At 43.6% G+C, this 25,330-nt stretch carries 24 protein-coding genes; 19 read left to right on the plus strand and 5 right to left on the minus strand.

Annotated features, from left to right (window positions below; all coding sequences use genetic code 11):
• Window positions 1–21: 21 nt before the first annotated feature.
• The 4 genes from AB4323_RS13455 (at window position 22) to AB4323_RS13470 (ending at window position 2,911) form a co-directional block, all read left to right on the plus strand.
• Window positions 22–486 (plus strand): GNAT family N-acetyltransferase, encoded by a 465-nt coding sequence (locus tag AB4323_RS13455; protein WP_029235379.1) that lies wholly within the window; start codon window positions 22–24, stop codon window positions 484–486.
• 97 nt (window positions 487–583) lie between these two features.
• Window positions 584–1,816, plus strand: a complete 1,233-nt coding sequence (locus AB4323_RS13460) for a glycosyltransferase (RefSeq protein ID WP_372152705.1) — start codon at window positions 584–586, stop codon at window positions 1,814–1,816.
• Window positions 1,817–2,018: 202 nt separating this feature from the next.
• On the plus strand, window positions 2,019–2,480 hold the full coding sequence (locus AB4323_RS13465; RefSeq protein WP_010429747.1) for a YeeE/YedE family protein: 462 nt from the start codon (window positions 2,019–2,021) through the stop codon (window positions 2,478–2,480).
• Window positions 2,480–2,911 carry a YeeE/YedE family protein gene (locus AB4323_RS13470; RefSeq protein WP_016787649.1) on the plus strand — a complete coding sequence of 144 codons (432 nt, stop codon included), beginning with the start codon at window positions 2,480–2,482 and terminating at the stop codon, window positions 2,909–2,911. The genes AB4323_RS13465 and AB4323_RS13470 overlap by 1 nt, the downstream gene beginning before the upstream one ends.
• A gap of 163 nt (window positions 2,912–3,074) precedes the next feature.
• Here AB4323_RS13470 and AB4323_RS13475 read toward each other — a convergent pair whose 3' ends face one another.
• Complete coding sequence (locus tag AB4323_RS13475) at window positions 3,075–3,950, minus strand: endonuclease/exonuclease/phosphatase family protein (protein ID WP_372152707.1); 876 nt, start codon at window positions 3,948–3,950, stop codon at window positions 3,075–3,077.
• Between the two features lie 303 nt (window positions 3,951–4,253).
• Here AB4323_RS13475 and nrdD point away from each other — a divergent pair, with 303 nt between their 5' ends.
• The 5 genes from nrdD to AB4323_RS13500 all read left to right on the plus strand — a co-directional run bounded on the left by nrdD (window position 4,254) and on the right by AB4323_RS13500 (window position 11,076).
• On the plus strand, window positions 4,254–6,374 hold the full coding sequence (nrdD, locus tag AB4323_RS13480; RefSeq protein WP_137001491.1) for an anaerobic ribonucleoside-triphosphate reductase: 2,121 nt from the start codon (window positions 4,254–4,256) through the stop codon (window positions 6,372–6,374).
• A 155-nt stretch (window positions 6,375–6,529) separates the two neighbouring features.
• Window positions 6,530–6,997 carry an anaerobic ribonucleoside-triphosphate reductase-activating protein gene (gene nrdG / locus AB4323_RS13485; protein WP_017064571.1) on the plus strand — a complete coding sequence of 156 codons (468 nt, stop codon included), beginning with the start codon at window positions 6,530–6,532 and terminating at the stop codon, window positions 6,995–6,997.
• 265 nt (window positions 6,998–7,262) lie between these two features.
• Window positions 7,263–8,447 (plus strand): amino acid aminotransferase, encoded by a 1,185-nt coding sequence (locus tag AB4323_RS13490; RefSeq protein ID WP_017060118.1) that lies wholly within the window; start codon window positions 7,263–7,265, stop codon window positions 8,445–8,447.
• Window positions 8,448–8,458: 11 nt separating this feature from the next.
• Window positions 8,459–9,145, plus strand: a complete 687-nt coding sequence (locus AB4323_RS13495; protein ID WP_017069095.1) for an ATP-dependent zinc protease — start codon at window positions 8,459–8,461, stop codon at window positions 9,143–9,145.
• A gap of 323 nt (window positions 9,146–9,468) precedes the next feature.
• The gene (locus AB4323_RS13500) at window positions 9,469–11,076 is read left to right on the plus strand and encodes an ABC-F family ATPase (RefSeq protein ID WP_267868974.1); all 1,608 of its coding nucleotides are present in this window, start codon (window positions 9,469–9,471) and stop codon (window positions 11,074–11,076) included.
• A gap of 137 nt (window positions 11,077–11,213) precedes the next feature.
• On the opposite strand, the gene AB4323_RS13505 is transcribed toward AB4323_RS13500, so the two are convergent.
• Both AB4323_RS13505 and AB4323_RS13510 read right to left on the minus strand, forming a co-directional pair.
• On the minus strand, window positions 11,214–11,738 hold the full coding sequence (locus tag AB4323_RS13505; protein WP_017060115.1) for a hypothetical protein: 525 nt from the start codon (window positions 11,736–11,738) through the stop codon (window positions 11,214–11,216).
• 98 nt (window positions 11,739–11,836) lie between these two features.
• A complete protein-coding gene (locus AB4323_RS13510) occupies window positions 11,837–12,214 on the minus strand; it encodes a YgiW/YdeI family stress tolerance OB fold protein (RefSeq protein WP_048608277.1) in 378 nt (125 codons plus the stop codon).
• Between the two features lie 278 nt (window positions 12,215–12,492).
• On the opposite strand from AB4323_RS13510, the gene AB4323_RS13515 reads away from it, so the two are divergent.
• Genes AB4323_RS13515 through modC form a run of 4 tightly spaced genes read left to right on the plus strand, consistent with a single transcriptional unit; the run spans window position 12,493 to window position 16,576 of the window.
• Window positions 12,493–13,959 carry a cobyric acid synthase gene (locus tag AB4323_RS13515; RefSeq protein ID WP_017067811.1) on the plus strand — a complete coding sequence of 489 codons (1,467 nt, stop codon included), beginning with the start codon at window positions 12,493–12,495 and terminating at the stop codon, window positions 13,957–13,959.
• A 56-nt stretch (window positions 13,960–14,015) separates the two neighbouring features.
• On the plus strand, window positions 14,016–14,774 hold the full coding sequence (modA, locus tag AB4323_RS13520) for a molybdate ABC transporter substrate-binding protein (RefSeq protein ID WP_017060111.1): 759 nt from the start codon (window positions 14,016–14,018) through the stop codon (window positions 14,772–14,774).
• The gene (modB, locus tag AB4323_RS13525) at window positions 14,775–15,473 is read left to right on the plus strand and encodes a molybdate ABC transporter permease subunit (protein WP_017060110.1); all 699 of its coding nucleotides are present in this window, start codon (window positions 14,775–14,777) and stop codon (window positions 15,471–15,473) included.
• Entirely contained in the window at window positions 15,470–16,576 is a 1,107-nt protein-coding gene (gene modC, locus AB4323_RS13530; RefSeq protein ID WP_017060109.1) for a molybdenum ABC transporter ATP-binding protein ModC, read from the plus strand. Before modB ends, modC begins: the two co-directional genes overlap by 4 nt.
• 311 nt (window positions 16,577–16,887) lie before the next feature.
• Here the strand turns inward: modC and AB4323_RS13535 are convergent, their stop codons facing one another.
• Window positions 16,888–17,325: a DUF3069 domain-containing protein gene (locus AB4323_RS13535; protein WP_017060108.1), complete on the minus strand. Its 438-nt coding sequence runs from the start codon at window positions 17,323–17,325 to the stop codon at window positions 16,888–16,890.
• A gap of 131 nt (window positions 17,326–17,456) precedes the next feature.
• Here AB4323_RS13535 and AB4323_RS13540 point away from each other — a divergent pair, with 131 nt between their 5' ends.
• Together AB4323_RS13540 and AB4323_RS13545 are read left to right on the plus strand one after the other, a co-directional pair.
• Window positions 17,457–18,428, plus strand: a complete 972-nt coding sequence (locus AB4323_RS13540) for a diguanylate cyclase (protein ID WP_372135576.1) — start codon at window positions 17,457–17,459, stop codon at window positions 18,426–18,428.
• Between the two features lie 78 nt (window positions 18,429–18,506).
• Window positions 18,507–19,517, plus strand: coding sequence for a Solitary outer membrane autotransporter beta-barrel domain (locus AB4323_RS13545; RefSeq protein ID WP_029235232.1), 1,011 nt, complete (start codon window positions 18,507–18,509; stop codon window positions 19,515–19,517).
• 144 nt (window positions 19,518–19,661) lie between these two features.
• Here the strand turns inward: AB4323_RS13545 and AB4323_RS13550 are convergent, their stop codons facing one another.
• Window positions 19,662–20,903, minus strand: coding sequence for a GGDEF domain-containing protein (locus AB4323_RS13550; RefSeq protein ID WP_065584948.1), 1,242 nt, complete (start codon window positions 20,901–20,903; stop codon window positions 19,662–19,664).
• Between the two features lie 476 nt (window positions 20,904–21,379).
• Between AB4323_RS13550 and AB4323_RS13555 the strand changes: the two genes are divergently transcribed.
• The 4 genes from AB4323_RS13555 (at window position 21,380) to pntB (ending at window position 25,326) form a co-directional block, all read left to right on the plus strand.
• A complete protein-coding gene (locus AB4323_RS13555; protein WP_017060104.1) occupies window positions 21,380–21,748 on the plus strand; it encodes a late competence development ComFB family protein in 369 nt (122 codons plus the stop codon).
• Between the two features lie 40 nt (window positions 21,749–21,788).
• Entirely contained in the window at window positions 21,789–22,070 is a 282-nt protein-coding gene (locus AB4323_RS13560) for an HlyU family transcriptional regulator (RefSeq protein ID WP_004731023.1), read from the plus strand.
• Window positions 22,071–22,370: 300 nt separating this feature from the next.
• Complete coding sequence (gene pntA / locus AB4323_RS13565; RefSeq protein ID WP_136974587.1) at window positions 22,371–23,918, plus strand: Re/Si-specific NAD(P)(+) transhydrogenase subunit alpha; 1,548 nt, start codon at window positions 22,371–22,373, stop codon at window positions 23,916–23,918.
• A gap of 10 nt (window positions 23,919–23,928) precedes the next feature.
• Window positions 23,929–25,326, plus strand: a complete 1,398-nt coding sequence (gene pntB / locus AB4323_RS13570) for a Re/Si-specific NAD(P)(+) transhydrogenase subunit beta (RefSeq protein ID WP_017069087.1) — start codon at window positions 23,929–23,931, stop codon at window positions 25,324–25,326.
• The last annotated feature ends 4 nt before the right edge of the window (window positions 25,327–25,330 follow it).

Genomic DNA, 25,330 nt, shown 5'->3' on the forward strand with positions numbered 1-25,330 from the left:
AGCATGGCGCAAGTTCGTTTTATGACAGAAGCCGACCTCGATGGAGCGGCTTTAGTTCACCAAGCTACTTTTGTTCGACAGCAAAACTCAAAAAATTGGTTACAATGTAACTTAAATGCTGCGCCACGCTTTCTTAACTTTGTTGCTGAAAGCGATGGCGAGATTGTCGGCTACATTATTTGGGTTCAAAAGAGTGGGTTTAGGCCTGAAGCTGTTTTGGAGCTAGAACAACTTGCTGTGTTACCGAGTGCTCAGGGGCAAGGATTGGGCAAAAAGCTGATTCTAGACTCTTTGCCTCAAGTGAAGCAGAAGCTATCAGAGCAGGGCTCGACACTAAAACATGTATTAGTGACCACCAGAGCAGATAACTTTGCACAAAAGCTCTATCAGTCGACATTGGGCGCTCAAGTCGAAACCACGATTTCAAACTTTTACTCAGCCGATGAAGTGCTTATGATAGCTCGCAATGTAGGTGAACGAATCTGATCGCTGAGTTCTTAGAACCATTATTATCAGCGGCATAACTCGATTAACGTTTTATTAGGGGCTTCTGTGGCCCTTTTGTTATTTCTTAGGAAGTATTTTGAAGAAAGTTTTAGCAATTGGCTACGTTTGGCCAGAACCGAATTCATCGGCGGCTGGCAGCCATATGATGTCTCTTTTACGTCTATTTAAGAGACAAGGTTGGTCAGTTGAATTTGCAACACCCGCTCAAGAAACCGAGCACATGATTGATCTCTCTGAAGAGGGCATCACAAGCCAATCTATACAGTTAAATTGCGATAGCTTTGACGATTACATTGAAGAGCTGCAGCCCGATGTTGTGATGTTTGACCGTTTTATGATGGAAGAGCAATTCGGCTGGCGCGTCGAGAAGGTATGTCCCAATGCCTTTAAGCTACTGGATACTGAAGATTTACAATTCCTACGCAATGCTCGACATGAAGCTGTTAAGAAAGAGACAGAGTTAACGAAAGAGCACCTGTACAGTGACTTGGCTAAACGTGAAATTGCCGCGATTTTGCGCTGTGATCTTTCGTTGATCATTTCAAGTTACGAGATGGAACTGCTTCAATCTGAGTTCAATATCGATCCCAAACTGCTTCATCATCTGCCGTTCATGGTTGATCTTAATACGCTTCCTGAAAGCACGAAAAGCTTTGAAGAACGTAAGCATTTCATGACGATAGGCAACTTTAGACACGCACCGAACTGGGATGCCGTACTTCAGCTACAGAAGATTTGGCCGAAGATTCGTAAACAGTTACCTGACACTGAACTTCATATTTATGGATCGTATCCGCCGCCAAAAGCAACCGCTTTGCATAATCCAAAAACCGGTTTCCATATCAAAGGTTGGGCTAAAGATGCTCAAGAAGTGATGGAAGATGCACGTGTTTGTGTTGCGCCATTACGTTTTGGCGCTGGCATTAAAGGCAAGTTACTTGATGCGATGAAGCTGCAAACTCCGAATGTAACCAGCGAGATCGGCAGTGAAGGCATGCTACCGCAAGGTGAACTGCAATGGCCGGGCGCAGTGTCAGATGATATTGATGAGTTTGTTGAACAAGCTGTCGCTCTTTATAAAGATGAAAAGAAATGGCTTAAAGCTCAAAGCCAATGTCATTCAATTCTTGAAGCGCACTATGAACAGAATCAACTGGGCGACAAATTGATCGAGCGACTGACTGCGCTAGGTTCTGAGCTTGATGCGCATCGACTGAATAATTTCTTTGGTTCAATGCTTAAGCACCATAGTATGGCGAGCACGAAGTACATGTCGCAATGGATTGCTGAGAAGAACAAGGTCAAATAGCTGTTCTTTACCAAAGACAGAATAAATCTTAAGCCCTTAGGTTAACACCTAGGGGCTTTTTTCATGCAGGGCGCTTGTTAATTCCAGACTTACAAAACGACACATACTCGCAGTACATTAGCATTGACTAATTTATATTTATTAGTAAACTCTAATTTATAGGTTGTTATGAGTTTATGATGTTTGTGGATAGGAGAGGTTTGTGCTTAGTTTGATTCCTTGGGATGCTTTTTTCGGCGGCATGTTGTTAGGCGTGTCGGCCATTGTTTTAATGTTGGGGATTGGTCGAGTTGCTGGCATTAGTGGCATTGTCAGCCGATTATTGCCAACTGGCACCAGCAACAAAGAACGTAAAGATGCGGATACAGCAAACACCGAAAAACACTGGCGTATAGCCTTTGTTGTGGGAATGGTCGCAAGTGGTTGGCTATTAATTCCGACGGGCTACCAACTTCCGCAGTTAGAAGAGATGAATCTCGCTTTAGTGATTATTGCTGGCCTTCTGGTGGGCTTTGGTACTAAAACAGCGAACGGTTGTACTAGCGGGCATGGCATTGTCGGAATGGCGCGTTTATCTAAACGTTCTATTGTTGCGACCTGTGTATTTATGGGTGTGGCAATCGTAACCGTGTTTATCAAGAATCTGACTGGCTTGGGGGCATAATGAAAAACGCTTCATTTACTATCGTTATCGGTTTGGTCGCAGGTATTCTTTTTGGCTCTGGCATGATCATCTCAGGGATGGTTGATCCTGAGAAGGTACTCGGCTTCTTAGACATTACCGGTAACTGGGACATTAGTTTGGCATTCGTCATGGGTGGCGCGCTATTGGTCTTTGCACCGTTTTATCATCTGGTCATTAAAAAGCGCGCTAAAGCCATCAATGGCGAGCCGTTAGATAGCCGTAACAATCCGTTGATAGACAGAAAGCTGATTCTTGGATCTACAGCGTTTGGCTTAGGCTGGGGGATTGCAGGCTTTTGCCCAGGCCCTGCGGTAACCAGCCTAAGTGGCGGCAACCCGACGGTGTGGGTGTTTATGATAAGCATGCTGGTGGGAATGTGGCTGGCGGATCGTATGAACAAAACGTGTTAGTAGCAAGCTTATAGCTGATTACATTGGCTTTGACGTTATCCGTTTTGAGCTGACCAAGCATAGAGGTTGACTCGCTTTCAGCACGAAAGTCAGTCAGCCTCTTTCTATATTTACTGTTTCTATTATTTTCAGTTATCTACAATCTGCTGTTATCTAAAATCTACTATTTAATAGTCTTTGAAACTGGACAGTGGTCGCTGAGTTTGTAGTCCAGAACATCTTGTGTTTCAAATACCTTCTGCTTTGCAGGAGAAGCATTTAGCGACTCACTCACCACAATATGATCAATAACAGAGCGGAACTGATGTGTGCGATAATTGTTGCGGTTAGAGCGTACCTTACAATCTGCACGGGTCTTTCGTGTCGCTAACTGCGCATCAGTATATTGTGATAACTCTTTCCACATCCAATCTCGTGAGTAAGCGAGGTTATGGTTAAAGTCGCCAAGAATGGCGTAGTCTTCGTTATTGCGCTCTCTTTGCTTTATCCACTTGTTCAGTTGCTGAGCTTGCTCTTTTAAACGAGAGCAATCGCGGTTGGACTTATACGCTCCGCTACAACCTGCCTTTAAATGCACAGACAACATGTGAATGGGTTTAAAGTTTGTTTCTACAACGATATAGCTGGCAAACCTAAGTTTACTGTTGGATGTGGTTTCAAGCGGAAAGTCAGCGTAGTCGGTGAGGGCTACTCCTTTACGAACTGCAAATCCCGTGTATTGGTTCACTTCTTTAAATTGGCGGTTGCTGTTCTTAGATAGCGCCCGGTCAGACATCAATATCTTGTATTGATCACCAGCCACACGCTGAACGGCATTTACGTTATCGACTTCTTGAAACGCAACCACGTCTGCGTCTAAGGATTGAAAATAAGTTGCGAGTTTGTCGAAATCAGCTTGATCACGTTTGTCAGAAAACTTATTCACAGCCTCGTTGGTTGATAACCATTCGATATTCCAACTGGATATGGTCAAAGGTTCAGCAAATGTCTGGCTACTGAGTAAGCAGCCTAACATTATCCAGTTTTGAAGTCGTTTCATGCCAAATATCCCTAATTTTGTCTGCCAATATTGATGAGCCGTTATCCTACAACACTTACCAAAAATTCAACTCTTTTTAGGAGTTTTTTTATTGTTACATTGTTTCTTTTCGACTTGAGAACTAGCGTAATAATATTGAATTGATCTTAGTCAGCGTTCTCTTTTTATTGATCCAAATCAATACTCAAAGTTGGTGGTTCTCGTTAAATACGCCACAATATCTAGTGTTAGTTAAACGATAAATCGCTCTATATAGTGTGTTTGTGGATAAGTCTGTGAATACCTCAAGAGTAAGGAGAAGTGGTGAAATCAATCGTAATCAAGCGTGATGGCTCAAGAGCTCCATTCAGTAGAGATCGCATCCAAGCTGCAGTGGAAGCAGCATCAGACAAAGCCGATAAGGAAATTGCTATTTATGCACTGAATGTGGCATTAGCAGTTGAGTTGAAGCTCGAAGACTACGATGAAGTTCATATCTCTGAAATTCAAACCATGGTCGAGAACGAGCTAATGCAGGGACCATACAAGTCTCTGGCTCGTGCCTACATTGAATATCGTCATGACCGCGACATCGCCCGTGAGAAGCAAAGCGCTTTAACTCGTGAGATCGAAGGTTTGATCGAAGAAAGCAACGTTGATCTAATCAATGAAAACGCGAACAAAGATGGCAAAGTAATCCCAACTCAGCGTGACCTGCTGGCGGGTATCGTGGCTAAACACTATGCGAAAACTCACATTTTGCCACGTGATATCGTACATGCTCACGAATGTGGTGATATTCACTACCACGATCTAGACTACGCACCGTTCTTCCCAATGTTTAACTGCATGCTTATCGATCTGAAAGGCATGTTAACGCATGGCTTCAAGATGGGTAACGCGGAAATCGACACACCTAAGTCTATTTCTACGGCGACAGCGGTAACCGCGCAGATCATCGCGCAAGTGGCGAGTCACATCTACGGCGGCACAACGATTAACCGCATCGATGAGGTTCTTGAACCTTACGTTATGGCGAGCTACGAGAAGCACTTATCGCTAGCGAAAGAGTGGGACATTCATAGCCCAGAAGCTTTTGCTATCTCTCGCACAGAGAAAGAGTGTTACGACGCCTTCCAATCTCTGGAGTACGAAGTAAACACGCTGCACACCGCTAATGGTCAAACACCATTCGTGACGTTTGGTTTTGGTTTAGGTGAAAGCTGGGGCTCGAAATTGATTCAGCAATCAATCTTGAAAAACCGCATTGCAGGTTTGGGTAAGAACCGTAAAACAGCCGTATTCCCTAAACTGGTATTTGCGATCAAAGATGGTTTGAACCACCAGAAGCAAGATCCAAACTACGACATCAAGCAATTAGCGCTAGAGTGTGCGTCTAAGCGTATGTACCCAGACATTCTTAACTACGACAAAGTAGTAGAAGTGACAGGGTCATTTAAAACTCCTATGGGTTGTCGTAGCTTCTTGAATACTTACGAAGAAAATGGTGAGTTGATTCACGAAGGCCGTAACAACTTAGGTGTTGTTAGCTTGAACTTGCCACGTATTGCGATTAACGCAAAACAAGATATGGCTAAGTTCTACGAACTGCTTGATGATAAACTCAAGCTGGCTCGTCGTGCATTAGAAACTCGTATTTCTCGTCTAGAAAACGTGAAAGCACGTGTTGCTCCAATCCTATACATGGAAGGTGCGTGTGGCGTTCGCTTGAAAGCAGACGACTCTATTGCAGACATCTTCAAGAACGGCCGTGCTTCTGTTTCTCTTGGTTACATTGGTATCCACGAAGCAATGACTGCGCTTTACGGCACAGACGTTCACTTGTACGACGATGGCGAAACGCGTGCTAAAGCGCTTGAGCTAGTGGAGTACATGAAGCGTGAAGTAGAATCTTGGACCAAAGAGACAGGTTATGCATTCAGCCTATACGGCACACCAAGTGAAAACCTATGTAGTCGTTTCTGCAGCATCGACACCAAAGAGTTTGGTGTGATTGATGGCGTAACAGACCGTGGTTATTACACCAACAGCTTTCACTTAGACGTGCAGAAGAAAGTGAACCCATACGACAAGATCGATTTTGAGATGCCTTATCCTGAAATCTCTAGTGGTGGTTTCATCTGTTACGGTGAGTTCCCGAACATGCAGAAGAACATCGAAGCACTAGAAAACGTATGGGACTACAGCTACACACGTGTTCCTTACTACGGTACAAATACGCCGATTGATGAGTGCTACGAATGTGGTTACAACGGTGAATTTGACTGTACTAGTAAGGGCTTTACGTGTCCTAAGTGTGGCAACCACGACTCAACCAAAGTATCGGTAACACGCCGTGTTTGTGGTTACCTTGGTAGCCCAGATGCACGACCATTTAACTTCGGTAAGCAAGAAGAAGTTAAACGCCGAGTGAAGCATCTTTAGTAAGCTCTAAGATTATTAGCTAGCTTATTTAGAAGAGCTACGTTTCAAGAAATATGATTGGTATCGGCGTTATGTCGATACCAATTCTTTCGTTTCAGCTTTTACAACACATCTTCTCAAACTATTAAGTAATCACGAGTTTTCAATACTGCCTTATGAATTATCACCAATATCACCCAATCGACGTTGTAAATGGCCCTGGAACACGCTGCACTTTGTTTGTGTCGGGTTGTGTACACCAGTGTCGCGGGTGTTATAACCAATCGACGCAAAGGTTGGACTCTGGGCATTTGTTTACTCAAGAACTGCAAGACCACATTATCGCTGATCTCAATGATCCGCGAATTAAGCGTCGTGGCTTGTCGCTTTCTGGTGGTGATCCTTTGCATCCTGCAAACGTGTCTGAAGTGCTTAAGCTTGTTCAGCGTGTAAAAGCAGAATGTGAAGGCAAAGACATCTGGATGTGGACGGGCTACGAGCTCGACGAACTCGACGAAAAGCAGAGGCAAGTACTTGAATATGTTGATACTTTGATTGATGGTCGTTTTGAGCAAGATAAAGCGGATCCAATGTTGGATTGGCGTGGTAGTTCAAACCAAATTATTCATCGGTTCCGACTCTAGTAGACTTTCGTTAGTTAACGTCAACCTACATTAGTGCAAATTAGTAGCCTCAGCTTCTCTGTTGAGGCTTTTTTATTTTATGACGTTCTAAATTTGTAAATTGATTGAATATTGAACTATATGGAATAGGGAATATTAGATTGCACCAGTCTCAACTAGAGTTATCTCCTAAAAATCAAAACTTTGATGAATTTCTGTTTCTTAAATTGTAAATAAAATGATAACTTGGAGGCCATTACTTGAATTTCAAAGGGTTGTGACTTTCATGTTTTCACATCTACCAAAACCAACTTTAGATCCAATTCTATCTCTTTCTGTTGCTTACCGCGGCGATACTCGTACTGATAAAGTCGACTTAGGCATTGGCGTTTACAAAAACGATCAAGGCGAAACTCCGATCATGAAAGCCGTTTCTATGGCTCAAGATATCGTTGTTGAAACGCAGAAAACCAAAGCTTACGTTGGCCTAGCAGGCTGTGAAGAGTTCAACCAGAGCATGGTTGATCTGCTGCTTAAAGGGACTTCTGCAATGGATCGCGTTGCTGCGATTCAAACACCGGGTGCAAGTGGTGCACTTCGCATGTTGGGTGACTTAATGAAAGTTTCTCAACCAGACACCACGGTTTGGATTTCAAACCCAAGCTACGTTAACCACAAACCGGTGATGGAAGCGGCAGGCTTAAAAGTTCGATATTACAATTACTTCAGTCCTGAAACGAAGCAAGTTGATACTGCAAGAATGTTGGATGACCTTTCAAAAGCGGGTCCATCAGATGTGGTACTACTGCACGGTTGCTGTCATAACCCAACGGGTGCGGATATCGACTTTGAGGCGTGGCAGGAAATTACCAAACTATCGCAGAAAAATGGCTTCTTGCCGTTCGTTGATATTGCTTACCAAGGCTTTGGTGATGGCTTAGAAGAAGACGCAAAAGGTCTTCAACACATGGCTAACAACGTCGAAGAGATGTTGATTACGACATCTTGCTCGAAGAACTTCGGTTTATACCGTGAAAGAACGGGTGCCGCTATCGTGATTGGCAAAAACAGCGAACACGTTGGCAATGCTAAAGGTAAGCTTCTAACGCTTGCTCGTTCAACTTACACAATGCCGCCAGATCATGGTGCAGCTTTGGTTAAAACAATTCTTCAGAATCAAGAGCTAACCTCGATTTGGAAGCAAGAATTGAGTGAAATGCAGCAACGTTTGTTAAATCTGCGCCAAAGTTTATGTGATGAATTGCGAAATACTTATAACACGTCACAATTTGACTTCATTGAAAGCCATAAAGGCATGTTTAGTGTACTAGGCTTTAAAGAAACTCAAATGAATCAATTACGTGAAGAATATGGAGTCTATGGTGTTGGTGATGGACGCATCAATATCGCAGGCCTTTCTGAATCTCATATTCCTTATGTAGCAAAAGCGATAGCAAACGTTTCAAAATAGAAGGTGACTGAATGTATAATTGGAAAGCGATTGTAGTTTTAATGCTAAGTGGTGGCCTGTTTGCTTGTTCGGCTACAACTCAAGCTCCTGTTGAGCCAGAGCAAAAGCCTCAAATCGAACAACCTGTTGTGGATGACTCTTCAAAAACTGACGCAACAGAAGGCGAGAAAGTAACGGAACCTACTGAGAAGCCTGAAGAAGTAAAACCAACTGAGCCGGAAGTAAAACCTGCACCTGTTGAAAAACCAGTAGAGAAGGTTAGAAAAACAAGTGACGGCAAACTGATTCTTGGTGAAGAAGAGTGGGTGTTTGTTCCTGGTTTAAAAGAAGCGTTTAAAGCACGTGTCGATACCGGTGCAACAACCTCTTCAATCAGTGCAGTTGATATTGTTGATTTTGAACGTGACGGCAAAGACTGGGTTAAGTTCAAGATTGAACACGACGGAATTACAACTGAAGAGATCAGCTTACCAGTAGAACGCTGGGTTAAGATCAAGCAATCAAGCGCAGAAGGCACACAACGACGCGCTGTGGTTGTAGCTTCGATTCAAATTGGCGATCTAAAAGACAAAACTGAATTTACGCTAGCCGACCGAACGCATCTTTCTTTCCCACTTCTTTTGGGTAGAAGCTTCTTTAGAGATGTTGCGGTTGTCGACGTGAGCAAAAAATACGTTCAGAAGAAAATTACTAAATAACAAGTTCTGCTCGTCATCAAAGCTTTTCGTTTGAAGAGCTATAGTTTCAAAGGTGACGAGCTTAAAAGACTTTTAGTGTTGATAAATGAAATCCCTACCAGTTCTGCTGGTGGGGATTTTTTTATTTACACCCCATAACGTATGAAAAGCATCTAAATGGTCTATGTTTACTATTCGTTTACTGTTTAGCCTCGACAACGTGATCGAGATCTCTATATAATCCGCGCTTCGATTTTTGTTTAATCCATACTTTCGTACTTCTTATTTAGGTTCTTGAAATAGCCTAATAATTATCTGTCAGTACACGCTTAGGAATTAGTTCTTTGATATCTACCGCGAACATCACAATGCAATTTGGCGCAGAGCCGCTGTTTGAAAACATCTCTGCTAAATTTGGTAACGGCAACCGTTATGGTTTGATCGGCGCTAATGGTTGCGGCAAATCAACGTTCATGAAAATCCTAAGTGGCGCATTAACGCCAAGTTCGGGCAACGTTTCTATCACTCCAGGAGAAAAACTGGGTGTGCTAAGCCAAGATCAGTTCGCTTTCGAACAGTACAGCGTTATCGACGTTGTGATCATGGGCGACAGAAAACTTTGGGAAGTAAAACAAGAACGTGACCGCATTTACTCTTTGCCAGAAATGAGCGAAGACGACGGCATGAAAGTCGCAGAACTTGAAAGTGAATTCGCGGAAATGGATGGCTACACAGCAGAAAGCCGTGCTGGCGACATCCTAATTCAAGCGGGTATTGAAGAAGAGTTCCATTTCGGCTTGATGCAGCAAGTAGCTCCAGGTTGGAAACTGCGTGTGCTATTGGCACAAGCTCTGTTTGCAAACCCAGATATCCTGCTTCTTGATGAACCAACCAACAACTTGGACATTCACACGATCAACTGGCTTGCTGAAGAGCTAAACCAGCGTAAATGTACAATGATCATCATTTCGCACGATAGACACTTCCTGAACTCTGTGTGTACACACATGGCAGACATCGACTACGGTGAGCTACGTGTCTACCCTGGTAACTACGAGTACTTCCTAGAAGCATCTGGCTTGATTCGTGAACAGCTTTTAGCAAGCAACGCTAAGAAAGCGGCTGAAATCAGCGAGCTTCAAGATTTCGTAAACCGTTTTGGTGCTAACGCATCTAAAGCAAAACAAGCAAGCTCTCGTGCCAAGAAAATGGATAAGATCACGCTTGATGAAGTGAAATCATCGAGCCGTATGAGCCCATCTATTGATTTTGGCGAAGGTAAGAAATTACACCGTCAAGCGCTTGAACTTAAAGAGCTTAGTCACGGCTTCGATGGCGAAACACTGTTTGCTGGTGGTAACTTGTTGCTTGAAGCGGGCACACGTCTTGCTGTTATCGGTGAGAACGGTGTGGGTAAAACCACGCTGCTACGTTGCCTAGTTCAAGAACTAGAGCAAAACGAAGGTATCGTTAAATGGTCTGAAAACGCATCGGTAGGCTACTGCCCACAAGATAGCACGACTGACTTTGACAACGACCTGAGCATCTTCGATTGGATCTCTCAATGGCGCACAGTGAAGCACGATGACCTTATGGTACGTGGCATTCTAGGTCGCCTATTGTTTACTGCTGACGATGCGAACAAAAAAGCGCGTAACTGTTCTGGTGGTGAGAAGAACCGTCTGTTATTCGGCAAGCTAATGATGCAAGACATCAACGTGCTTGTAATGGACGAACCAACCAACCACATGGACATGGAAGCAATCCAAGCCCTGAACGACGCGTTGAAGGTTTACACTGGCACGCTTATCTTCGTAAGCCATGACCGAGAGTTCGTTTCTTCATTAGCAACACACATCATCGATGTAAAAGATCAACAGCTAGTGAGCTTCCAAGGTACTTATGAAGAGTACTTAGATCACCAGAAAAAGATGCTGATGGTTAGCTTATAAAGCAAGTCGCTGGCTCAGGTCGTGAACGACTAAAAGCCAGCGAAACTAACAAACAAAAAAGCCCCGAACATTAATATGTTCGGGGCTTTTCTATGTAATACGTTTAGCTATTTATTACTCAGTAATTGAAATCTAGATTAGAATCCGAATCGAGCCGACATTAAGATTTGGTGGCCATATGTGCCGTTATTGCGCATATCAAGACCAACAGACAGTTGATCAGTTGAATGGAAACGAGCACCGATACCCAAAATTGAACGAGTGTCATCGTTGTCGATCAGTTGACCAAGGCGTGCGTTAACTTCAACGTTTGCCATTAACCAAGCTCTCAAGCCAAGGTTAATTTCTGTTTTGATGTGGTTATCGTCATTCCGTTCAATGTTGTGCAGTAACATTTGGCCAGTAACGTCAGCAAATTGACTGATTGGGCCGTTGAATCCCATACCTACCGCTGCATCCCAATCACTTTCAAATTCTGAATCGATACGAGCAACAAAATGAGAGTTCTGAGTGAACATTGTTGTGACTTCACCACCGAAAGTACTTGGGCTAGTACCCATGCGCAGCTCGAATGTGTTGTAGTTAAAGTTGTTTGCAGACGCAGAGAATGAACACAGTGCAGCGAGTCCTAAAAGGACAGTCTTATTCGTGCAACCTAGCATGGTGACTCCATATAAATTGTATTTTGCGGCAGTATAATACAAAAAAGCTTGCAATATGCAGGCCAATTATTTGAAGTCGGTATTTTTATATTAATCGCTTATAGAACCTGGATGTGGTCCACTTCGATTTCAGGTGTCTTACCACCTTCATATTCACCGAAGATACGAACTTTTGTATCAGCGGTCAGTGGTTGTGCTAGGCGGATATCATCATCAAGTTCGATTTGAATTTCACTCTGGCCATCAGAGAAGACAAACGTGTCATTCTTAAGTTGACGAACGATCTTGCCATCCACAATTGCTTCTTGCTCTGCGAACATGCTTGTGTCGGCAAGTAGTGTCGCAACAGAAACGGTTTCAATTGGGCCAGTATAAGCAATAGCGCTTTCGTGCTTGTTGCTGTTGTGGTCACTAGCCATTGCGAAAGTAGGAGCAAGGATAATAGTAGATGCGATAGCTAATACAGTTTTTTTCATGGTGAATCCCTTAATGTTGTTTTTAGTAGAAACGTTTTTCTGAATTTGAAACGTTTCTTTTCGTTAGTACGTTTTTTGTTGAAGCGCCTGTTATCGTTCACAAGCTTCGTTTCGATGGAGCTATTAAACAACACTGGGGTTGAATCCAGAGTGAGTAACACATTCATTTTCCATTCATTTTATTGAGCATCTACTCGGCAATGACGTTAAGATGGTCGCAGAGAAATATTGCCCACAGCTATAAATTGAAAATTAAGAAATTAAGGATTTAAGTACAAATGCGAGCACCATTAAGTGCCCTTATGGTTCAAGGGACAACGTCAGATGCCGGAAAAAGTGTTTTGGTGGCAGGTTTATGCCGTGTTTTGGCAAGGAAAGGAATCAAAGTGGCACCTTTTAAGCCACAAAACATGGCGTTGAACAGTGCTGTGACAAAAGATGGTGGCGAAATTGGCCGTGCTCAAGCGGTTCAGGCGCAAGCTTGTAATATAGAGCCAACCGTTCACATGAACCCTGTATTGCTAAAGCCCAACTCAGATACCGGCGCGCAAGTGATTTTGCAAGGCCGAGCGCTGAGCAACATGGAAGCGACGGGTTATCATGATTACAAGAAAGTGGCGATGGATACAGTTATCGATTCGTTTGACCGACTTTCTGAAGAATATGAAAGCGTGATGATTGAAGGTGCGGGGAGCCCAGCCGAAATCAATCTTCGTGAAAATGATATCGCTAACATGGGATTTGCTGAGAAAGCGGACATCCCTGTGCTCATCGTTGCTGATATTGACCGTGGTGGCGTTTTTGCGCATCTCTACGGGACATTAGCTCTATTGTCTGAATCTGAACAAGCTCGTGTAAAAGGCTTTGTGATAAATCGTTTTAGAGGCGATATCGCACTGCTTCAATCTGGCCTAGATTGGCTAGAGGAAAAAACCGGCAAGCCAGTCATTGGTGTTTTGCCATATCTGCATGGTTTTAACTTAGAAGCGGAAGATGCCATTACCTCTGCTCAAGAGTCTGACGGAGAAGCTAAGCTTAAGGTGGCGGTGCCAGTGCTAACCCGAATCAGCAACCATACAGACTTTGACGCGTTAAGATTGAATCCTTCGATTGATTTACGTTATGTCGGTAAAGGCGAACGTGTAAACAATGCTGATTTAATTATCTTGCCGGGTACAAAGTCGGTAAGAGCAGATTTGGATTACCTAAAAGAACAAGGCTGGGATAAAGATATTCAACGCCACCTGCGCTTAGGCGGCAAAGTGATGGGTATCTGCGGTGGCTACCAAATGTTAGGTAACATCATCCACGATCCTGATGGCGTTGAAGGGGAACCCGGCAGCAGCGAAGGGTTAAGGTATCTGGATACTGAAACGACCCTTACACAGCAGAAAACCTTAACCAACGTACGCGGCACCATGACGCTGGATGGCAAAACAGCACAAGTAAAAGGGTATGAAATCCACGTAGGTAGGACTGATGTCAAAGAAACAGCCTTACCGGTTCAGTTAGAATCTGGCAGCCTAGATGGCGCTGTGAATCAAGATAACTCGATTTTTGGTACTTACTTGCATGGCGTATTCGACAACAGTGATGCGTTGTCGCTTATTTGCGAATGGGCAGGAGCCAACGATGTGACCGCGATTGACCACGAACAGCTTAAAGAGCTGGGTATTAATCGAATCGCTGATGCCATCGAAGAGTACTTAAATCTTGATCTGCTTTGGCCAGAGTTAACAGCTTAAGCCGCCATTTAGAAGTTAGCTAAAGAACTTAAACGAACAATAGATAAGTGATAACAATGAAAAAGCGAGTCTTCCTTTTAACCATGGCTTTAACTTCGGCATTGAGTTCTAGTCATCTTTTTGCTGCGGAAAAGCTACGAGTTTACGCTGCATCGTCGATGACCAATGCGGTTAATCTGTTGGTTGAAGAGTTTGAGAAAGACCATTCTGTCGATGTGATTCCTGTGTACGCGAGTACATCGTCTTTGGTGCGACAAATCGAAAGAGGAGCACCAGCAGACATTTTTATCTCGGCAAATGAGAAATGGATGACGCATTTAGTCGATCGTAAATTGGTTTATAGTGACAATGTCACAAACCTATGTGAAAACGAACTGGTGCTGATTGCTCCTAAAGAGACATCGGTAACGTTAGACCTATCAAAAGGTGAACAATGGGCTAAACTTCTTACTAATGAAAGGCTTGCAGTGGGTAACACCATGTCGGTTCCTGCTGGTATATATGCAAAAGAAGCGTTAGAAACGTTAGGTGTATGGGACGATGTGAAAACTCGATTGGCACCAAGTAACAATGTTCGTATGGCCTTAGCCTTAGTCGAGCGCAGTGAAGCTAAGCTTGGCATTGTCTACAAAACGGATGCGTTGCTTTCTAAAGAAGTAAACCTAGTGTCGACCTTCCCATCAGATCTGCACACACCAATACGTTACCCTGTAGCGAAGTTGAGTGATAAAGTTGTGGCAGAAGAGTTCTATACTTTCCTAAAGAGCGAAAAAGCGAAAGACACCTTGAACAGTTTTGGATTTGAAGTGCGTTAAATGATGTATTTATCGGAATACGAATACCAAGCCTTAATGCTGAGCTTAAAAGTCGCTGGGTTTGCAATCTTATGGCTTATCCCTATCGGTATTGGCTTAGCATGGCTACTTGCTAAGAAACAATTTGTAGGTAAGAGCATTGTTGAGAGTATTGTCCATTTACCTTTGGTACTTCCACCTGTGGTTATTGGCTATTTACTGCTAGTGATGATGGGCAGGCAAGGTATCATAGGTTCGTGGCTCAATGACGTGTTTGGTATTGTATTCAGCTTTAGCTGGAAGGGCGCGGCACTCGCTTGTGTGGTTGTGGCGTTGCCGCTGATGGTTCGCTCTATTAGATTGAGCCTAGAAACCGTAGACAGTAAGCTTGAAGAGGCGGCTGCTACATTAGGCGCTTCACCTCTTCGTGTGTTTTTCACGATCACTTTACCCTTGATGATCCCAGGGGTCATTACCGGCACCATGCTTTCATTCGCAAGAAGCCTAGGGGAGTTTGGCGCGACCATCAGCTTCGTTTCAAATATTCCCGGTGAAACTCAAACCATTCCTTTGGCTATGTATACCTTTATTGAAACCCCTGGCGCTGAAATGGAAGCCGCGCGTTTGTGTGTCATTTCTATTGTGATAGCGCTGGGTTCATTGATGCTATCTGAGTGGCTCAACAAAAAGTCAGCACAACGCTTGGGAGGCAATGCATGAGTGCTTTGATCCTCCAATATCAACAACAACTTGGTGAAACGTTCTTTGATATCGACTTGGAATTACCAAGTAGCGGCATTACGGCAATTTTTGGTCGTTCTGGCGCGGGTAAAACCTCACTTATCAATGCAATCAGTGGCCTTAAACAGCCCGATAAAGGTCTGATCAGCGTATCTGGAACCACACTGTTCGATAGTGAAAATGGCATTAATTTGCCGACTCACAAACGCAACGTCGGTTATGTGTTCCAAGAGTCGCGATTGTTTCCACATATGAAGGTGGCAGCGAACCTTAAATACGGTATGAAAAGCGTCGATCAAGCGCACTTTGAGCAAATAGTCTCGCTGTTGTCTTTGGGTTCATTGCTTGACCGATACCCAGCTCGTTTGTCTGGCGGTGAGAAGCAACGTGTGGCGATTGGCCGCGCTTTGTTATCAAAGCCGAGCATTTTGTTGATGGATGAGCCTTTAGCGTCTCTCGACTTGCCTCGTAAGCGCGAAGTGATGCCATTTCTGGAAAACTTATCCGAAACCGTCCAAATACCGATCATCTATGTCACCCATAGCCTCAATGAAATTTTACGCTTGGCAAATCACCTTGTGATTATTGACCAAGGCAAAGTGATTTCGTCGGGTGTGACGGAAGAGGTTTGGGCATCGAGAGCCATGCAACCTTGGCAATCTTTCTCAGAGCAAAGCTCGTTGTTTGAAGCGACATTAGCGGAACACAATGACGATTATGCGCTGTCTCGCCTGATGCTAGGAAAGTCGACGTCGTTATGGGTTCAGAAAGTATCGAGTGAGCTTGGTACGACAGTGAGGCTGCAAGTTAGGGCAAATGATGTCTCTATCACGCTAGAACGGCCGAAAGGGACTTCTATACGTAACATCCTTCCTGTCACCATTAAAAGCGTAGAGACGCACCAACAAGGCACAAATAAGCAGAGTGTCGAGGTCGAGCTAGAGTTAGAGTCTGGGTGCTACCTATGGGCAACCATTACATTGTGGGCGCTGGATGAGTTAAATCTAGAAATCGGGCAGCGTGTTTACGCTCAAATTAAAGGTGTGAGTGTCGCTCAAAGAGATATCGCGGTAACGCATTAAACCTGACAAGGTCAGTTTTTCGATATTGCCGCGATACTGCCTGTTATAGGTTCTGAAAATTCGGTCTTGATTCCATGAATGGATACATGCGTCATTTTTATACGGTATAACTGCCAGTTTTGCGTCACACTATATGAGTGTTAAAGCATATAATTTGTCGAATCATATGAACATTAGCAACAAGAACATACAGACGTAACGATCGACGAACAGAAAATAGCGGATATAAAAAAGCCGCGTGTTTAAAGAAACATGCGGCTTAATTCTAAGTAGTACTGTTAGCGCTTAGCCTAGTTTAGGCGACTAGCGACTTACTTAGTAAAAACTTCTTTGAAGTCACGCTTCAAGATTGCATCACGACGAGCTTTCTTGATTTGTTTAACCATGTCTTTTACACAGTTGTGTAGAACTTGGTCTAGCAGTTGAGCACGGTACTCTTCTTTTTCTTCGTCAGACATGTCTTCTGGAAGTTTAAGAGTAGGGAACTCTTCCATCACGTTAACACCAGCGAAAGCTTGGCTAACTGAGATTAGAGCGTGGAACTGCTCGAAGTTGTCTAAAACATTTTGTGCGCTTGCTGGAAGACTATCCCAAGCTTCGCGTACTGCTTCTTCAGACACTTCGTGAATAGAAGTAACCATAAAGTGCATCTCTTTTGGTACGCCATCAAATTCGATAACTTGACGAAGTTCTGGTGAGATGGTGGTTAAATCGATTTCTTGTTGTTCGTTGTTTGTAGCGTCTGACATAGTATTTCTCTTTAAAAAGAAACAATGCTAAAAAGATCTGTAAAAAAGTCAATATAATATAGAGATTAGGGCATGATTTAAGCCCAAATTTGAGCTACTTTGAATATTCAACACTAGATAAAGGTGATGTGATGATAGAAAAGGGATCTTCAATGCGCATATTGCTGGTTGATGACGTTCAACTAGACAGGATGCAACTTGCTATCCGACTCAAGCAACTGGGTCATATTGTAGAAGCTGTCGGTAGCGGAAAAGAAGCCCTGAGTGTTTATTCTGATTTTGATCCTGAACTCGTGTTACTTGATATCAACATGCCTGATATGGATGGTTTTGAAGTGGCGAATGAGGTTCGAAGCCGATTCCCAGAATGGGTTCCCATCATCTTTCTTAGTGGTCACGAAGAACCTGAGATGATCGCAAAAGCGATTGACGCTGGTGGCGATGATTACCTGATCAAGCCAGTAAACAAGGTTGTTTTGAATTCTAAGCTGATTGCGATGCAACGTATCGCGCACATGAGACGAGAGCTAAAACAAAGCACAGCCAAACTCGAAGAACTGAACATCCTTCTGCAGCAACAAGCCAACGAAGATGGCCTGACCAAATTGTATAACCGTCGATATATGGATACTAAGCTTGAAGAGAGCATAGCGTGGCACGGAAGACGTAATATATCCATGACAGTCATACTTCTAGATGTAGACTTCTTTAAGCCTTACAACGATAATTATGGTCATATTCAAGGGGATAAGTGCTTACAAGGGCTTGCTAATACCTTGAAACAGCTGTTTGTTCGTGCGGGAGAATTTGTAGGTCGTTATGGCGGTGAAGAGTTTGTTTTGATTCTTAGCGATACAGACAGTGAAGGCGCTAAGGTACACGCGACTCGAGTTAAAGAGGCATTGCATGAGATGAACTACGCTCATGAACACTCAACGGTATCGGATAGAGTGACAGCGTCACAAGGTGTGTTGTCATTTGTGCCAGAAGGTGGCGAATCTATTGCGTCTATTTACGAAAAGGTCGATCAAGCGCTTTATCAAGCGAAGCAAAGTGGTAGAAATACCTTTGTACAACGTAACATTTTGGAGCTTGCGCGTTAGTTGGCGAGCTCTTTTAGATATTTGAATTTATACTTCTAATAGCGTTTGAGCTAGGAAGTGCTTTAAGTGATAAAAGAAATGCCACATTCGAAGTCATTTTCTATGACTAACACATCTTGGACGCTTGCGGTTCCTCTATTTTTTACCGCTTTGGCGACCACTGTTAATGCCAATACGCTATCTGATCTTTTTCGAAAGGATCTAGAGCAGAGCTTTGCCACCAGTGTATTGCTCAACGACACCGATGTTTTCACTTTTGGTATCAATAACTTTGACCCCAATAAAGTGTTTAGTTTGGACAATGAAGACATCGGTTCGAATGATTCGGTAAGTCGTCGCCAAAACATCACCTCCCTGAGTTTGCCTTACACATTTGAATTACCAAGTTACATCGAAGACAACCATCAAGAGGTGACGCTACGCTTGTCTGCATTGCGAATCGAGAACGATGTCGAGTACGCGGCAGCAAACAGAAACGATTTTCAAAAAGAGTCGGTAGTGTCTGGCTACGTCGAATTCGCGAATGTGTCCCAGCTAGACGAATATTGGAGCTTCAGCTCTGCAATCGGTAACCACATCTCTTACTACCGCAATGATTATGAATATCGCGCTTCGTTGCTAAAGCCTATTCAAGACCAACTGGATGGCGTATATCTCAATACTGATGCTTGGGCTTACATCATCGAGCCTAAAATCAAGCTGATGTACGAAGATAAGAATGACTGGGGAAAGTATAAATTGAGCACCAGTTGGCATTACTTTAATGGCATCGGCTGGGGCGAGGCGAATAATGGCAATGTCGGTCATCCTGAAGGGTGGTATATCGCCAATGAAGCCAAGGTTTTCTATGATCTCGTGCGTTGGGATAAGAACATCACTTCGATGTACTCGAGTATAAGACGAATTGATATTGGTGGTGACACCGTGGCATCTATGGGCACCACATCTTACTACGAGGGCAGTGTTGGTTGGTTGCTTAACCCAAACCTGTTTAATGAGTGGGTCGATAACGTGGGAATAGGTTTTACGATTAACTACGGAAGTAGCTTAAAAGGTGGCAGCTTGGTTATATTCTTCAACCAAGATTAAGCTCTTTTTTCCAGTTAAGCCCATACGGCCTCAAATCAATGAGGCTCGTTGAACTTGGAAGTGATAGTTATTGAAGCAGATCGCTATTAATGGCTTAAGCTATTTAGATCTCTAGCACTCAATATCTTTCGCTATCAACTATTGTTAACGGTCAATACACAGTTTGTTTCGACCGGTTTCTTTCGCTTTATACAGCGCTTGGTCAGCAAGCTTCAACACCTCTTCAGGATGTCTGGTGGTTGTACTGTCAGACAATCCAATACTCACCGTCACATTCACCACTTCCGATGGTTTGCCGTTCTTACCACGCTTTTTCATCCCCACTTCATGATCGTCAGGGCGCTCGTGACTATTGCGAATCGTCATGTCGTAGTTTTGAACCTCGGAAATCAGAGCTTGAAGGTGCTCTTTAACTTGTTCCGAATGTTTGCCTTTGAAGATAATCGTGAACTCTTCACCACCATAGCGATAAGCTTTAGCGCCGCCTGTGGTTTCTCTCAGAATGCGTGCCACCAGTTTTAACACATCGTCCCCAATGTCATGTCCGTAGGTGTCGTTGAATTGCTTAAAGTGATCGATATCGACCATCGCCATCGAATACTTACGCCCCAAGTGCTTCATATCGACTTCTAAGGCGTGTCGACCTGGAATGTTAGTCAGTTGGTCATTAAAGGCCATATCATGACTAGCAGACATCACATAGACGATGATCAACGTGCCTGACAGCGAGAACATGGTGCTCGAGATGTACTGAATATCGAAGAAGATGAACGTACAAGAAGAAAGCAGGATAGCGCTATAAACCACAACATCGATAGAGCGGTTATACACCAACACGAGAATGGCAGTAAGGCCAAGCAAGCAAAGGCTATACAGCACTAAAACAAAAGGCAGTTTGGAGAAGTCTCTGACAATAAATAGAAGACCATCACTCCATGATTCAAAACCGCCGGCATGGAAGTGAGAGACGATCAATTGTGCCCACACCATAAACAGAACAAGAACGATGGCGTAGAGCAGCATCGACTTTGAGTTTACGCCGTTATCAGGGAAGGCATAAACAAGTAAGCAAGTGACAGGTACTAATGCCGCAAGTAACGAGAGCTCTAATAGCGTTGTGCCAGTATTGAGAGGCGTTTGTAAGCGAACTTGGATGATCAGATAAGCGACAAGCATGGTCACCGATACCATCGCCATTCGACCTTGTCTGAACGTATGGCATAGCAGAACCGCAACGCTCAATAAAATGTAAGGGAGGTTGCTAGCAAACCCTAAATTTGAGTCCGTCACGAGAATGACGTTGTCCATACCAACGAGCAAAATTGTTAACAGGACTAAAGGGAAGCAAAATCGAAACATGCTCGACGTTACAAAAGATGATGCCATTTATGTGGTGAGCCTAACTATATTGATGATCTTATTATTTAATACTATGCGTAGGATACGGTTAAACAAGCGATTGCCAAGCTTTTTACCTAAATTAGAGCAAAAACATAGTCATAGGTCGCTATTGGTGCAATCATTTTTATATGTATTTTGAGTTGCTATTAACCTTAGAACGAACTACACAGTATATATGAGAAATTAATTAGTCGTTATAGATACTTAACAAAATCTGCTCTGCTGCTCTTACGTTGGCGCTGTCACTTAAAGGGCTTGATGATCAGTTATCATTGAGTGACCTTTTCATTAAGCGACGAAGATCTGTAATGAAGTCAGAGTAAGATTAAATAATACCTAAGTTTCAACTATGGACAGTAAAACCTATAACTGAGTTATAGAAAGCTATTAGGAATTGCATGGTTTCAAGTGACTTTAGAAACGACTGCGACTAGAAAAACCGCTACAAATGGAGGTGTGGTATGCAAATTAGTGTTGATGTACATAACTATATGGAAACTCTGGTCGGTCATGTATTGGCTACCGAGGAATATGTGTCTAGTTATACCAACGAACAGTTGGCCGATCTCGCGTGCTTGGCTTTGGGCCAGCTAAAACCTATCTATATTCGTTTTGATATCGATTTTCTGTCAGCATTGCCAGAAGACAAATTGGTGCTCTATAAACGCAATAGTGAGATCGCGGTCAAAAATGCAGAAAGTATGATTATTGACGATCGAAGACGTGAACGTGACGACAATGTGCCTGTTATATTTAGTCAACACAATTTTGACGATGACGTAGAATTGCAATGGTATGAAAAGCCGTTGTTGAACCGTAAACAGTCATGATAGTTTAGGGTGAATACGGTCATTTAAGGAGTAAAAAAACGTGGGATTCTTTTCTAGATTATTTGGTGGCAAAGAAAAAACCGAACAAAAAGTAGAGATTGAGCCAGTCGAATATAAGGGTTTCAATATCTATCAAGATGCCATTGCAGAATCTGGTCAATACCGTGTTGCTGGGCGAATCGAGAAAGAATTCGATGGTGAAATCAAAACTCACCGTTTTATTCGTTCAGATGTTGTTTCAAACAAACAAGATGCCGATGAATTGATGCTCAAAAAATCGCAGATGTTCATCGACCAAATGGGCGACAATATATTTAGCTAACCAATTAGGGTTAGAATTGATGTTGGTCATAATTTAGAGAGCTTTCAGTGTATATGCTGAAAGCTCTTTTTAGTTTTATGGATAAAGAACAGCTAGTGAGTTGTTATTAAAAGGATTATTTGCAAGTGGTTTGACCTCTTGGTTCGAGACGGTCGTCATTTATCCGAATGAAGCGCTCAAATTCCGTCCAAATCGTTATAAGTAATAACTTTTCCTGTTCTTTGAACAAAACGCTTGAAGTATTAGTTGTCGTTAGATACAAACGAATAAGTCATTCGTGCCAATAGTCAAGGAATAGCTATGCAAATTGGTGTACCAAGAGAAACGCTCGCAGGTGAAACGCGAGTCGCTGCTTCGCCGAAATCGGTAGAACAGCTTCTAAAATTAGGATTTGAAGTTTGTGTTGAATCACAAGCAGGTGCGTTAGCAAGTTTTGAAGATGCAGCTTATGAACAAGCTGGAGCAAAAGTTGTCACCGCAGATGAAGCTTGGAAATCCGATATTATCTTTAAAGTTAACGCTCCGATCGTTGACGAGTCTAAAAATGAAATCGATCTTCTTAAAGATGGCGCAACATTGGTCAGCTTTATTTGGCCTGCTCAAAATCCAGAGTTAATGGAACAATTGTCCAGTCGTAACATCAACGTGATGGCGATGGATTCTGTACCACGAATTTCAAGAGCTCAGGCGTTAGATGCATTGAGTTCTATGGCAAACATCGCGGGTTATCGTGCTGTTGTTGAAGCGGCGCATGAGTTTGGTCGATTCTTCACGGGCCAGATTACGGCTGCGGGTAAAGTTCCACCAGCAAAAGTACTGGTTGCAGGTGCTGGTGTTGCTGGACTAGCGGCAATCGGCGCTGCGGGTAGCTTAGGTGCGATCGTTCGTTCATTCGATGTTCGTCCTGAAGTTAAAGAACAAGTTGAGTCGATGGGCGCTGAATTCTTGGAAGTGGATTTCAAGGAAGACACCAGTGCTGGTGACGGCTACGCAAAAGAGATGTCTGAAGCATTCAATAAGAAAGCGGAAGAGCTTTATGCAGCTCAAGCAAAAGACGTTGATATCATCATTACTACGGCGCTGATTCCAGGTCGCCCGGCTCCGAAGCTGATTACCAAAGAGATGGTAGACAGCATGAGTGCAGGTAGTGTGATTGTAGACCTTGCGGCGGCCAATGGCGGTAACTGTGAATACACGGTTGCGGATCAAGTCATTACAACGGCTAATGGCGTGAAGGTGGTTGGTTACACTGATATGGTTGGTCGACTGCCGACTCAATCATCTCAACTGTATGCAACGAACCTAGTTAACCTTCTGAAACTGCTTTGCAAAGAGAAAGATGGCAACATCAAAATCGACTTTGAAGATGTTGTTCTGCGTGGTGTTACTGTGGTTAAAGAGGGCGAGGTCACTTGGCCAGCTCCACCAATTCAAGTTTCAGCTCAACCACAACAAGCTAAGCCAAAAGCGGCCAAACCAGAGCCTAAAGTTGAAGAACCTGTTTCTCCAATTAAGAAAGTGGCGGGTATGGCGGTAGCTGTTGGTGCATTCGCTTGGGTAGCTTCGGTTGCTCCAGCTGCGTTCTTATCTCACTTTACCGTTTTTGTTCTCGCTTGTGTGGTGGGTTATTACGTAGTTTGGAATGTAAGCCATTCTCTGCATACGCCTTTGATGTCCGTGACTAACGCGATTTCAGGCATCATTGTAGTAGGTGCACTGTTACAGATCGGACAAGGAAGTGGCGTCGTCACGTTCTTATCATTTATTGCCGTATTAATTGCAAGTATCAATATCTTTGGTGGCTTTACCGTGACCAAACGTATGCTTGAAATGTTCCGTAAAGACTAAGGAGTAACAGATGTCTGAAGGATTAGTACAAGCAGCTTATATTGTTGCTGCTGTATTTTTTATTATGAGCTTGGCTGGGTTATCGAAACAGGAATCTGCGCGTGCAGGTAACTATTACGGTATCACGGGTATGGCAATTGCGTTGATCGCGACGATCTTTGGTCCTCACTCTGCAGGTATTGTATGGATCATCATTGCTATGGTGATCGGTGGTGGTATTGGTATCCACTACGCAAGAAAAGTAGAAATGACTGAAATGCCAGAGCTGGTTGCAATTCTGCACAGCTTCGTAGGTATGGCGGCAGTACTTGTAGGTTATAACAGCTACATCGATCCACCTGCTACTGTTTCTATCAACCCTGCAGATATTCATGCAGAGCACGTGATCCACCTAGTGGAAGTGTTCGTTGGCGTGTTTATCGGTGCGGTGACGTTCACGGGTTCTATTGTTGCGTTTGGTAAGCTTCGCGGCGTAATCTCTTCGTCTGCATTGAACATCCCTCATAAGCACAAGTGGAATCTAGCGGCTATCGTAGTTTCTACACTACTGATGATCATGTTCGTTAAAGCGGACGGCAGCATGTTCGCGCTAATGGTGATGACGCTTATCGCATTCGCATTCGGTTACCACTTAGTGGCATCGATTGGCGGCGCAGATATGCCAGTAGTTGTCTCTATGCTTAACTCGTACTCTGGTTGGGCAGCAGCAGCGGCAGGTTTCATGCTTGCAAACGATCTGCTTATCGTAACTGGTGCATTGGTTGGTTCGTCGGGTGCGATTCTGTCTTACATTATGTGTAAGGCGATGAACCGCTCTTTCATCAGTGTTATTGCTGGTGGATTCGGCCAAGAAGTGGTTGTGTCTGATGGCGATGAAGAGCAAGGTGAACACCGCGAAACATCAGCTGAAGATGTGGCTGATATGCTGAAAAACTCTAAGTCAGTAATCATCACTCCTGGATACGGCATGGCAGTAGCTCAAGCACAATACCCAGTGCATGAAATCACTGAGAAGCTACGAGCGCAGGGCATTAATGTTCGATTTGGTATCCACCCAGTTGCTGGTAGGTTACCGGGTCACATGAACGTACTGCTTGCTGAAGCGAAAGTGCCTTACGATATCGTTCTAGAAATGGACGAAATCAACGATGACTTCGATGAGACAGATACTGTATTGGTAATTGGTGCGAATGACACCGTAAACCCTGCAGCACTTGAAGATCCAAACAGCCCAATTGCTGGTATGCCAGTACTTGAAGTTTGGAACGCTCAGAATGTTATCGTATTCAAGCGTTCGATGAACACAGGTTACGCCGGTGTGCAAAACCCACTGTTCTTCAAAGAGAACACGCAGATGCTGTTTGGCGACGCTAAAAAGAGTTGTCTAAGTATCTTAGAACATCTATAGAGAT

Source organism: Vibrio sp. 10N.261.52.C11 (assembly GCF_041471405.1).
Classification (GTDB): domain Bacteria; phylum Pseudomonadota; class Gammaproteobacteria; order Enterobacterales; family Vibrionaceae; genus Vibrio; species Vibrio crassostreae_C.

Excerpts from the sequence above, each read along its gene's own strand:
- AB4323_RS13455 (WP_029235379.1), top strand. The coding sequence starts at position 22 with ATGACAGAAGCCGACCTCGATGGAGCGGCTTTAGTTCACCAAGCTACT.
- AB4323_RS13470 (WP_016787649.1), top strand. The coding sequence starts at position 2,480 with ATGAAAAACGCTTCATTTACTATCGTTATCGGTTTGGTCGCAGGTATT.
- AB4323_RS13475 (WP_372152707.1), bottom strand. The coding sequence starts at position 3,950 with ATGAAACGACTTCAAAACTGGATAATGTTAGGCTGCTTACTCAGTAGC.
- nrdG (WP_017064571.1), top strand. The coding sequence starts at position 6,530 with ATGAATTATCACCAATATCACCCAATCGACGTTGTAAATGGCCCTGGA.
- AB4323_RS13490 (WP_017060118.1), top strand. The coding sequence starts at position 7,263 with ATGTTTTCACATCTACCAAAACCAACTTTAGATCCAATTCTATCTCTT.
- AB4323_RS13495 (WP_017069095.1), top strand. The coding sequence starts at position 8,459 with ATGTATAATTGGAAAGCGATTGTAGTTTTAATGCTAAGTGGTGGCCTG.
- AB4323_RS13505 (WP_017060115.1), bottom strand. The coding sequence starts at position 11,738 with ATGCTAGGTTGCACGAATAAGACTGTCCTTTTAGGACTCGCTGCACTG.
- AB4323_RS13510 (WP_048608277.1), bottom strand. The coding sequence starts at position 12,214 with ATGAAAAAAACTGTATTAGCTATCGCATCTACTATTATCCTTGCTCCT.
- AB4323_RS13515 (WP_017067811.1), top strand. The coding sequence starts at position 12,493 with ATGCGAGCACCATTAAGTGCCCTTATGGTTCAAGGGACAACGTCAGAT.
- modA (WP_017060111.1), top strand. The coding sequence starts at position 14,016 with ATGAAAAAGCGAGTCTTCCTTTTAACCATGGCTTTAACTTCGGCATTG.
- modB (WP_017060110.1), top strand. The coding sequence starts at position 14,775 with ATGATGTATTTATCGGAATACGAATACCAAGCCTTAATGCTGAGCTTA.
- modC (WP_017060109.1), top strand. The coding sequence starts at position 15,470 with ATGAGTGCTTTGATCCTCCAATATCAACAACAACTTGGTGAAACGTTC.
- AB4323_RS13535 (WP_017060108.1), bottom strand. The coding sequence starts at position 17,325 with ATGTCAGACGCTACAAACAACGAACAACAAGAAATCGATTTAACCACC.
- AB4323_RS13540 (WP_372135576.1), top strand. The coding sequence starts at position 17,457 with ATGATAGAAAAGGGATCTTCAATGCGCATATTGCTGGTTGATGACGTT.
- AB4323_RS13545 (WP_029235232.1), top strand. The coding sequence starts at position 18,507 with ATGCCACATTCGAAGTCATTTTCTATGACTAACACATCTTGGACGCTT.
- AB4323_RS13550 (WP_065584948.1), bottom strand. The coding sequence starts at position 20,903 with ATGGCATCATCTTTTGTAACGTCGAGCATGTTTCGATTTTGCTTCCCT.
- AB4323_RS13555 (WP_017060104.1), top strand. The coding sequence starts at position 21,380 with ATGCAAATTAGTGTTGATGTACATAACTATATGGAAACTCTGGTCGGT.
- pntA (WP_136974587.1), top strand. The coding sequence starts at position 22,371 with ATGCAAATTGGTGTACCAAGAGAAACGCTCGCAGGTGAAACGCGAGTC.
- pntB (WP_017069087.1), top strand. The coding sequence starts at position 23,929 with ATGTCTGAAGGATTAGTACAAGCAGCTTATATTGTTGCTGCTGTATTT.